The sequence below is a fragment of the Mucilaginibacter sp. genome, from assembly GCF_039207105.1.
In the GTDB taxonomy this organism is placed as follows: domain Bacteria; phylum Bacteroidota; class Bacteroidia; order Sphingobacteriales; family Sphingobacteriaceae; genus Mucilaginibacter.
Map to the genome: position 1 here is coordinate 31,824 of NZ_JBCECK010000040.1, position 8,795 is coordinate 40,618.

The window sequence follows — 8,795 nt, forward strand, 5'->3', positions numbered from 1 at the left end:
TAAACAAAGGATATTGTAAATGGTTGTATCATAGTAAATTATTAATCAAGTCTAAATATCAGCTGCACGCGAACGACCATTATGTGTTTGCCGTTGATTTTAGCCGAGAAAGTGTCCTGTGTAAATAGTTGAGGTTGAGGTATCAATCGGTATTTGCAATATCTTTTCGAATTTAAACAAATTCCAATTTTCCGTGTTCTTATGCTCGCTAACTATCAACAAAGCGTATGACCAAATCTTCTCAAATCAATTCTATAGATGAACAATCCATTGCAGCAAGCGAAGAGCGCCTAAGGGCACTGGTGACCGCGACCGCTGACGTCATATATAGCTTAAGCGCTGACTGGCAGGTAATGCGGCAGTTGGACGGTAGGGGTTTTTTAAGGGATACGGATAAGCCGGTTACCGACTGGCAATCCAGGAATATATATCCCGAAGATATGGACATGGTCAACGAGGCGATCAAAGAAGCTATCAGAAATAAAAAAATATTTCAACTGGAACACCGGGTTTGGCGTGCAGACGGAACAGTGGGCTGGACATTTTCGCGCGCGGTTCCCATCCTGAACAGGGAAGGGGAGATTATAGAATGGTTCGGTGCCGCCAGTGATATCACGGAGCGTAAATTGGCAGAACAAGCGCTTCAGGAAATCCGTGACCGCTCTGAACAACAACGGAGGATCTATGAAACGATCACGGCGACAACCCCTGACCTGATGTATGTGTTTGATCTTAATTACCGTTTTACCTACGCCAATAATGCTTTATTGGCAATGTGGGGAAAGAGCTGGGATAACGCGATTGGTAAAAGCCTATTGGAAAATGGTTACGAACCCTGGCATGCGGAGATGCATGAACGGGAAATTGATCGTATCAAAGTAACCAAACAACCTATTCGCGGTGAAGTATCGTTCCCGCATGCAACGCTTGGAAGAAGGGTTTACGATTATATCTTGACACCAGTGTTGAATGAAAATGGTGAGGTAGAGGCCATCGCCGGTACAACACGTGATGTAACCGAGCGCAAAGTAGCTGAAGATCAGTTGGCCAGCAGTGCTGAGGAATTACAGACGATCAATGAAGAAATGGCGGCATCCAATGAGGAGCTTTTCGCTACTAATGAAGAACTGGCTGAGGCACAAGGTGAATTACAAACCATGATCAAAGAACTTGGTAAAACTAATTTTCGGCTTTCGGAGTCTGAAATGAATTTCAGACGCATGGTGGAGCAGGCACCGGTGGCTATCCTTGTTTTTCGCGGCCCCGAACTCGTCATAGACCTGGCCAATCAGGGCATTCTGGAAATATTGGGAAAGGACAGCAATATCGTTGGGCGGCCCTTATTAGAAGCCATGCCTGAACTCCGGGGAGAACCGGCCGTAGAACTGCTTTTCGATATCTACCACAAAGGAATTTCCTCAGATGGGACCGAGGTTGCAGTACGAATGCAACGCGACGGACAGACGGAAACACGCTACTTTAACTTCAGTTACCGCCCGTTGCGGGATGGTGAACATATTATCGGGGTAATGGATGTTGCGGTGGAGGTGACCGGCCAGGTATTGGCCAGACAAGCTATTGAATGGGCCGAAGAGCAGCTTAGGCTCGCTATTGATTCGGCTGAATTGGCCACCTGGTATATGGACCCGGCTACCGGTGATTTTTTTCCATCAGTAAGATTGAAAGAATTATTTGGCTATGGGCCGGAGGAGGATATGCCTTTGTCGGCCGGCTATGACCGGATTACCGAGCCCCATCGGGAGCTGGTACGCCAAGCTGTGGAAAATACCCTTAAAACGGGCGCAGTGTATGATATCGAGTACTCATTGGAGGGCTTTCGGGATAAAAAGCTGCGCTGGGTGCGAGCCCGCGGTCGGCTCTATCAAAGCGATGAGCATGAGGCAGGCAGCTTCTTTGGCGTAATCGCCGATATTACCGAAAGCAAACTACAGGAGCAGCGCAAAGATGATTTTTTGAGTATTGCCAGTCACGAACTGAAGACGCCGTTGACCAGTTTGAAAAGTACCCTTCAGCTACTGGATCGCATGAAAAGAGATTTTACATCTCCGGTACATATTAAATTGTTGGAACAGGCTAATCGAAGTATGGAGAAGATCGGAAACTTGATCGATGACCTGCTACAGATCAATAGATTAGATGTGGGACAGCTTGCGTTGCATAAAACAAGATTTCTGATAGCTGATATGTTGAATGCATGTTGCAACCATGTACGCGCAGCGGGTAACCATGATCTGATCTTCGAAGGTGACGACCAGCTATATGTTTACGCCGACGAAAACAGGATTGATCAGGTTGCTGTAAACCTGGTTAATAATGCTGTTAAATACGCCCCTGGTTCCAAAAAAATTTATCTTAGTGTGGAACGCATACCGGGCTTCGCTAAAATTTCTGTCCGAGATACGGGCCCCGGTATCAGTGAAGAAAAAATTCCATTCCTGTTTCACCGTTACTACCGCGCCGAAACAGAAAGTAAGGTATATAGTGGTTTAGGCCTTGGATTGTATATCTGTGCGGAGATCGTTAAACGTCATGAAGGGGAAATCGGCGTTGATACGAGACGCGGTATCGGGAGTACTTTTTGGTTCACGCTTCCGCTGGATGAATAGCGTCAGGTAAAGATGAATAATTTTGGCTAAAACAATCATAGATACGGCTAAATCCTGTGCGTTTGCATGAGCGACATTTGTGTTATCAAAAAACAAAAGCTTATGAAAGTATTCATCACAGGGGCCACGGGGTTTGTCGGGTCCGCAGTTGTTAAAGAATTAATCGGGGCAGGGCACCAGGTCTTAGGGTTAGCACGCTCAGAAGAATCGGCCAAAAAATTAATTGAAGCCGGAGCAGAAGTACAGCGTGGTGATCTGGAAGATCTGGAAAGTTTACGCAATGGAGCATTGGCCTCAGATGGCGTGATCCATGCCGGTTTTTTACACGACTTTTCGAGATTCGCTGAAGTTTGCCAGATCGATAAGATCGCCATTGAAACTATAGGCAATACGCTGGTCGGAACCAATAAACCGTTTCTGGTAACTTCAGGTACCGCACTGATTAAACCGGGAATATTGGCCACAGAAAATATGGAAAGTCAGCATGACTTAACAAAGTTCCCTCGCGTGTCAGAAGATGCAGGGCTCATCTTTGTTAATAAAGGTGTTCGCGCAATGGCCATTCGTTTATCTCCATCTGTGCATGGAGAAGGGGATCAGCATGGATTTGTTCCGATATTTATAGCCACAGCCCGTGAAAAGGGTAAATCTGCCTACATTGGCAACGGTGAAAATCGCTGGAATGCCGTACACCGTTTAGATGCCGCCCATTTATACCGTCTGGCGTTGGAAAATGGCGTAGCCGGCGCACGGTACCATGCGGTAGCTGATGAATCCATTACTGTCAAATCTATCTCAGAAGCTATTGCACAGCATCTTGATATACCACTAATGGCAATTACAGCTGAAGAGGCACCTGCGCATTTCGGCTGGTTCGCTAATTTCGCAGGGATTGACTGCCCGGCATCGAGCCAGCTTACCCGAAGTCAACTGAACTGGCGGCCTAAACATCCTTCCTTGCGTGAAGATCTGGCGAGCGGCATCTATTTTAAATAATTAACCTTATCTTGTATTCAATGAATAGTCAGCTTATCCACGTTAAAACTATCAGTGAGTTTCACCGGTCTGCCGGTTTACCTCCGCCGGAGCATCCGCTGATCAGTGTGATCAATTTGGAGGAACTCAAAAAGCCACTGGTTGTGGGCTCATTTACCCGATTATTTGACTTTTATTCCGTTTCGCTGAAAAAGAACTTTCATCTGAAAATGAAATACGGACAGCAGGAACATGATTTTGACGAGGGTATACTACATTTCATGGCGCCGGGGCAAGTGCTAACCATTCATATTGAAGAAGGCCAGATACATAACCCATCGGGATGGATGATCTTTTTCCATCCCGATCTGTTATGGAACACACCATTGGCCAAAACCATCAAGCATTACGACTTCTTTGGCTACGCGGCTAACGAAGCACTATTCCTATCAGACAAAGAGGAAAACATACTGAACGGCATCGCCGCCAACATTGCGCAGGAATACTATGCCAATATCGACAAGTTTAGTCAGTCTGTGATCATCGCCCAACTCGAATTACTATTAACTTACGCTGATCGCTATTACCAACGCCAGTTTATTACCCGCAAGCAATCAAGTCACGAAATGCTAAACAGATTGGAGGATATACTGAATGCTTATTTCAACAGTGGTGCGCTCGCTAAAAATGGCTTACCTTCAGTTGCTTATGTTGCGGAAACACTATACGTTTCGCCCAACTACCTGAGCACGCTGCTTAAAACCCTTACCGGGCTAAGCACCCAGCAACATCTGCACAATAAACTCATTGAACTGGCTAAAGAAAAGCTGTCCACCACTCATTTATCGATCAGCGAGATCGCTTATGGACTGGGCTTTGAGCACCTGGCGTCCTTTAGCAAGCTGTTTAAGTCCAAAACAAATCTGTCGCCACTGGAGTTCAGGCAATCTTTTAATTGATTGTTAATGATACTATTTTTCATACTCAACTGGAGTTTAACATTGATTTTGCATGAGTAGTTTAAACTTTTTAGCCTGTTCAACTTACTACTATAGATGCGGACGGAAGCCAAGCTTGATAGCATAGGGTGAAACCTCAGGATGATCAAGGTAATTGAATCTTTTGATCATATCTATCCTTAAGAATTTAAAAATATTTCCTATTCCTATACCTCCCTCAACATAAGGTGTATTACCTAATGAGAAAGTGCCGTTTGAGCCGTTTGCAGCTACCGGGAACAAAAAGAGGTCTTTTGAAAACAGTGGGTTGTTTTCCTTACGCAGGCCTCCATATAATATCTTAAATGAAAGAAACTCCCGCCACTTTAAATGTTCTATCAGCGGAATCTTGTTCAGGATAAAGCCGTTAAAACTTTGCGTAAAGTTAATACCCGCGTAGTGATCGCTCACAAACTCAAGATAGTTCATTTTATTATATGCATCCGCATCGTAAGCTATAGATTGATTGGCCTTTAAAATATTCAGCAGGGGGAAAGGTACCTTTCCGGTTGTGATATTTCCCAGTAAGGTAATATCTGCGTAACCCAGTTGCGAAAGGTAAAAACGCTTATAAATACTGGCGTCGATATTGTTATAAGTGTACGAACCATTAAATACCCCTTTAAATGCGTGACTGATCTGCAGGTTAAATATAGGGAACCTGTTGGGGATGGTATGACGTGTTTCCGTGCCCTGTATAATCTGTTCATGCGGTGCATATCTTAAACCTACTTCAACCTCGCTGGTGGTTAAATCGTGAATGATGGTATGATCAGTATTGTTCAGCTGAAACTCTAATGTGCCCGCAGGCTGCTGATTCCAATTTCTGAAAGTAACGTTAAACGAAAAGTGATTTTCAAAATCCCTTACATATGCAGTTGTGTAAGTTTTGTTATATAACCAATAATCTGTTTTACCCGTATTGAATGATGTGAGCGCCGCCTGCTCCGGAATAACGGTCAGGTTATGACCTGGTAGGTCAGCGTCATAACGATAACTTATTTTAAAGTAATCGCGGGGATATCGAAACGGAGAAATCTGATTCAGCGTAAAATAGGTATTCAGGTTGTATTTCACCTGCTTATCTCTAAAGCCGTAGGCAATATGATCTTCCAGGTAAACGGTCTTATTAAACTGAGACGTTGTTCTTCCTCCGATCTGAAGACGGGAGCCCTCCTGCGAATCATAGGCATAGGTAGACCCAAGCGGCCCAAGTTGTACCGCGCCAATGTTAGCGTAGCCACCTGTAAGTGCAGAAGCTATCCATGTAGTTCGCTTAAAGGAGGGCATATTTTCCAGGCGAGTAACATTTGCATACACGGTAGCCTGCTGATGGGTTAAAGTATCGGGTCGGTGTTGTGCCCAATAGGTAGTATCGGTGCGATTTGAGTTTTCAAGCACCTGCTGATCTTTTCCCTGGTAAAATGTATCGGGTTGTGGTGCATTTAATTTATAATTTGAAAATACGGCCGTTCGCTCCCCGGCTATAGCCATTCCTTTATTTTTTAATAGCCCAAAGTCTGCTACAACATTGCTTTTTGCCAGGAAGTAACGCCCTGAATCGCGCTTAAAGTCCTGCTGAATTTTAAGGCTGCGCATAAAGTTGATGTTGATCTGTTTATTTACGTTCAATTCACATGATTTAACGGCATAATTTCCATCCATCGTAACGTACAACTTGCCTTCAAATAAAATATCGCCCTTGTTACGCGGGGTAAAGCTGATCTCAATTAATTTTTCGGTCTGGTTTTTTAATGTATCGGTAATAAAAAATTTATAAAAATCAGGTGCGTGATCGGCAATGGGACTTAGAAACTGGCGGTTAATAATAAAGATATTATTGGTGTAAATATCGATACTGTTACCATAAAGGCGGTTAAGATAGATATCAAGCCCTGCCGTATCTATAAACTTAAGAATATTGGTTTGCTTTTGCGCAGTTAGGATCTGAATAGTTTTAGACGGGTTTTTACGATAGTAATTTTGAAATAGTTTCTCACTAAAAAAAGCAGGCAGGGAAGTTTGTGTTTGCCCGTTTATTTTTGAAGTACTATCCAGCATAAATTTGTACTTTTTGAAAAAGCGACCGTTAATAAATTTATCTGACAGATTGAAAATGGATAGTCCGATACGTTCATACAGGCCATACTGCAGGTAATCGGAGCTTTGCATCTCGTTTTGTTCTTTATGATCAATAACTTGCTGAATAAGCTCAACCGCCGGATTTCCTTTGTTACGGTATCGTTTACTTTTGGCCGAAGTTATTTTAACTTCTTTGAGCTGGGTTTGACCGCTTCGAAGTTTAACAGATAAGTTATTCAACCGGCCTGGGTTTATATTTCTCATTTCGGGCATATATCCCATTAGCGAAAATGAAACCTGGTTAAATTGTCCGGTTGCACTTAATGAATAATTACCGTTATTATCAGACGTAGTACTATACTGGCTACCGGTAAAACTAACGTGAATAAAAGGAAGTGGTGCACCGGATGAGGCATCGGTAATGCGCCCTCTTACCTGGGTTACTTTGCCGCTGGTACTATCCTGTTGTTGCGCGGATACAGGGAAATGGATCAATATGAAGTATGAAAAGCAGATGAACGGTGACAACAGTGTTTTCCGCAAAGCTGAAGTAAAATCAAAAAAAATAAATACCAAATGAATAAATAATTTATTATCAAAAAATAAAACAGGTATTTATGTAATCATTCAATAATTTGAGTGTAATTAAAATTCTATTCAAATTTAACAAATGGATCCGTAATAAGGAGATAACTTAGGTTAAAACATCGTGATGTTTAAGTTATGACGAGCGCCCGTTCGTGCCTAACTTAAACAAAATTACCAGCACAGCATAATTCTTACAGAATGTATAATTGCTGGATATTCTTGCGCATCAGTTAGTTTAATTCTTAATTTTAAATATTATGTACTTCACTAAATGGGCGTTTCTGTGGTGAGTAAATAATATTAAAATGCAATAAAAAACCTCAAATATTGCGTTTGAAGGATTTTAGCGGTGTTTAATGCCGTTTTCGTGGAGCCAGGATCATTTATCGGAAGGGCTGAGTGCTGCCTTGTTTTATAATAACGTGATTTTCGTACTGCACCAGGCAGTGGAACACAGCGCAGGGCGCTGATCGGGTTATTCATGAGTTATCATCTTGCTTAAAAGCAATGAAGGATATTTTCAGATCCGTGGTCAAAATGGCGATGTTGCTGGCGTGCGTGGATTTATATAAAGTTTGACTAAGATATATTGATTATTAAAATGTAATGCGGTAAACCTAAAATCAGCTTATATAGAATCGATTATTGGTTTTTATTTCTGGTTTTGGTTTTTAACTATCAGGTTATAATATCAGACGCTCATTAGGCACGCTATAAGGCGAAGTTATGTAAAGTAATGTAGCCAATATGATTTTACAATCGTTCGGTGCCATTATGGCTTGGGTAAGTTGGTTAACCCGGTTGTCCTGAGTGTTGTGGGGATTTAAGATCTCGATTATAAAGCGATATATTGCTGCACAGGGTAGGCGAGGAGGCCGGTAAGCTGATCGCTATATTGCTATCCACAGGTGACGCCGAGATAGCCTGTTGTTGCTGTTGACGCAGTAACAACAGGTTGTTATTTTTCTTATAACTGGAAGTGATCAGAAAAAATAACGATCATTGGTTGTGTTAGTTTTTAATAAGTAAAAGCGCAAGAAAGGCTGTGTTACTTCGCTATTCATTATTGGCTTGCGGCAGCCGACTGTCGCTTATCCGCAAATATTCTGCTTCTGGAAACCATGAATCGTGAAGCGGATATACATGATACTTTTTGGCCTCCAAATCGAAAAGCGCTCGCATCTGTCGTACTTTTCCGGGGTATTTTGCGGCAAGGTTGAAATGTTCATTGAAATCATGTTTCATATCGTATAATTCCCAGACATCATTCAGGTAATAATTACCCAGTGGGTGATATGCTTCCACTTTCCAGCCGTTGAAATAAAGTGCACGGGAAGCTCCGGTTTCGTAATATTGCAGTGTATGGCTGTCTTTTGCTGCCGGATCATTTAAAGAAGCGGCAAAGCTAACGCCCTCAACCGGCTGTTGTTTGTAGCCATTTACATATCCTGGCATCTTTACATGAATAAGTTGGGCTATAGTTGGCCAAACATCAATCAGGTGTACGTATTGACTGCGGATGGTG

General features: G+C 42.7%; 4 protein-coding genes and 1 pseudogene. 3 read left to right on the forward strand and 2 right to left on the reverse strand.

Translation table 11 applies throughout. The features are described 5' to 3' along the window. The first annotated feature begins 227 nt into the window (after positions 1-227). The 3 genes from AAGC65_RS10680 (at position 228) to AAGC65_RS10690 (ending at position 4,561) form a co-directional block, all read left to right on the forward strand. Complete coding sequence (locus tag AAGC65_RS10680; RefSeq protein WP_343112435.1) at positions 228-2,627, forward strand: PAS domain S-box protein; 2,400 nt, start codon at positions 228-230, stop codon at positions 2,625-2,627. A gap of 102 nt (positions 2,628-2,729) precedes the next feature. Then, complete coding sequence (locus AAGC65_RS10685) at positions 2,730-3,623, forward strand: SDR family oxidoreductase (protein WP_343112436.1); 894 nt, start codon at positions 2,730-2,732, stop codon at positions 3,621-3,623. A 20-nt stretch (positions 3,624-3,643) separates the two neighbouring features. Further along, positions 3,644-4,561 carry a helix-turn-helix transcriptional regulator gene (locus AAGC65_RS10690; protein ID WP_343112437.1) on the forward strand — a complete coding sequence of 306 codons (918 nt, stop codon included), beginning with the start codon at positions 3,644-3,646 and terminating at the stop codon, positions 4,559-4,561. Positions 4,562-4,651: 90 nt separating this feature from the next. Here AAGC65_RS10690 and AAGC65_RS10695 read toward each other — a convergent pair whose 3' ends face one another. Beyond that, positions 4,652-7,210: a DUF5686 family protein gene (locus tag AAGC65_RS10695; protein WP_343112438.1), complete on the reverse strand. Its 2,559-nt coding sequence runs from the start codon at positions 7,208-7,210 to the stop codon at positions 4,652-4,654. Positions 7,211-8,326: 1,116 nt separating this feature from the next. Continuing rightward, positions 8,327-8,795, reverse strand: a pseudogene (locus AAGC65_RS10700) (sulfatase/phosphatase domain-containing protein); the annotation flags it as partial.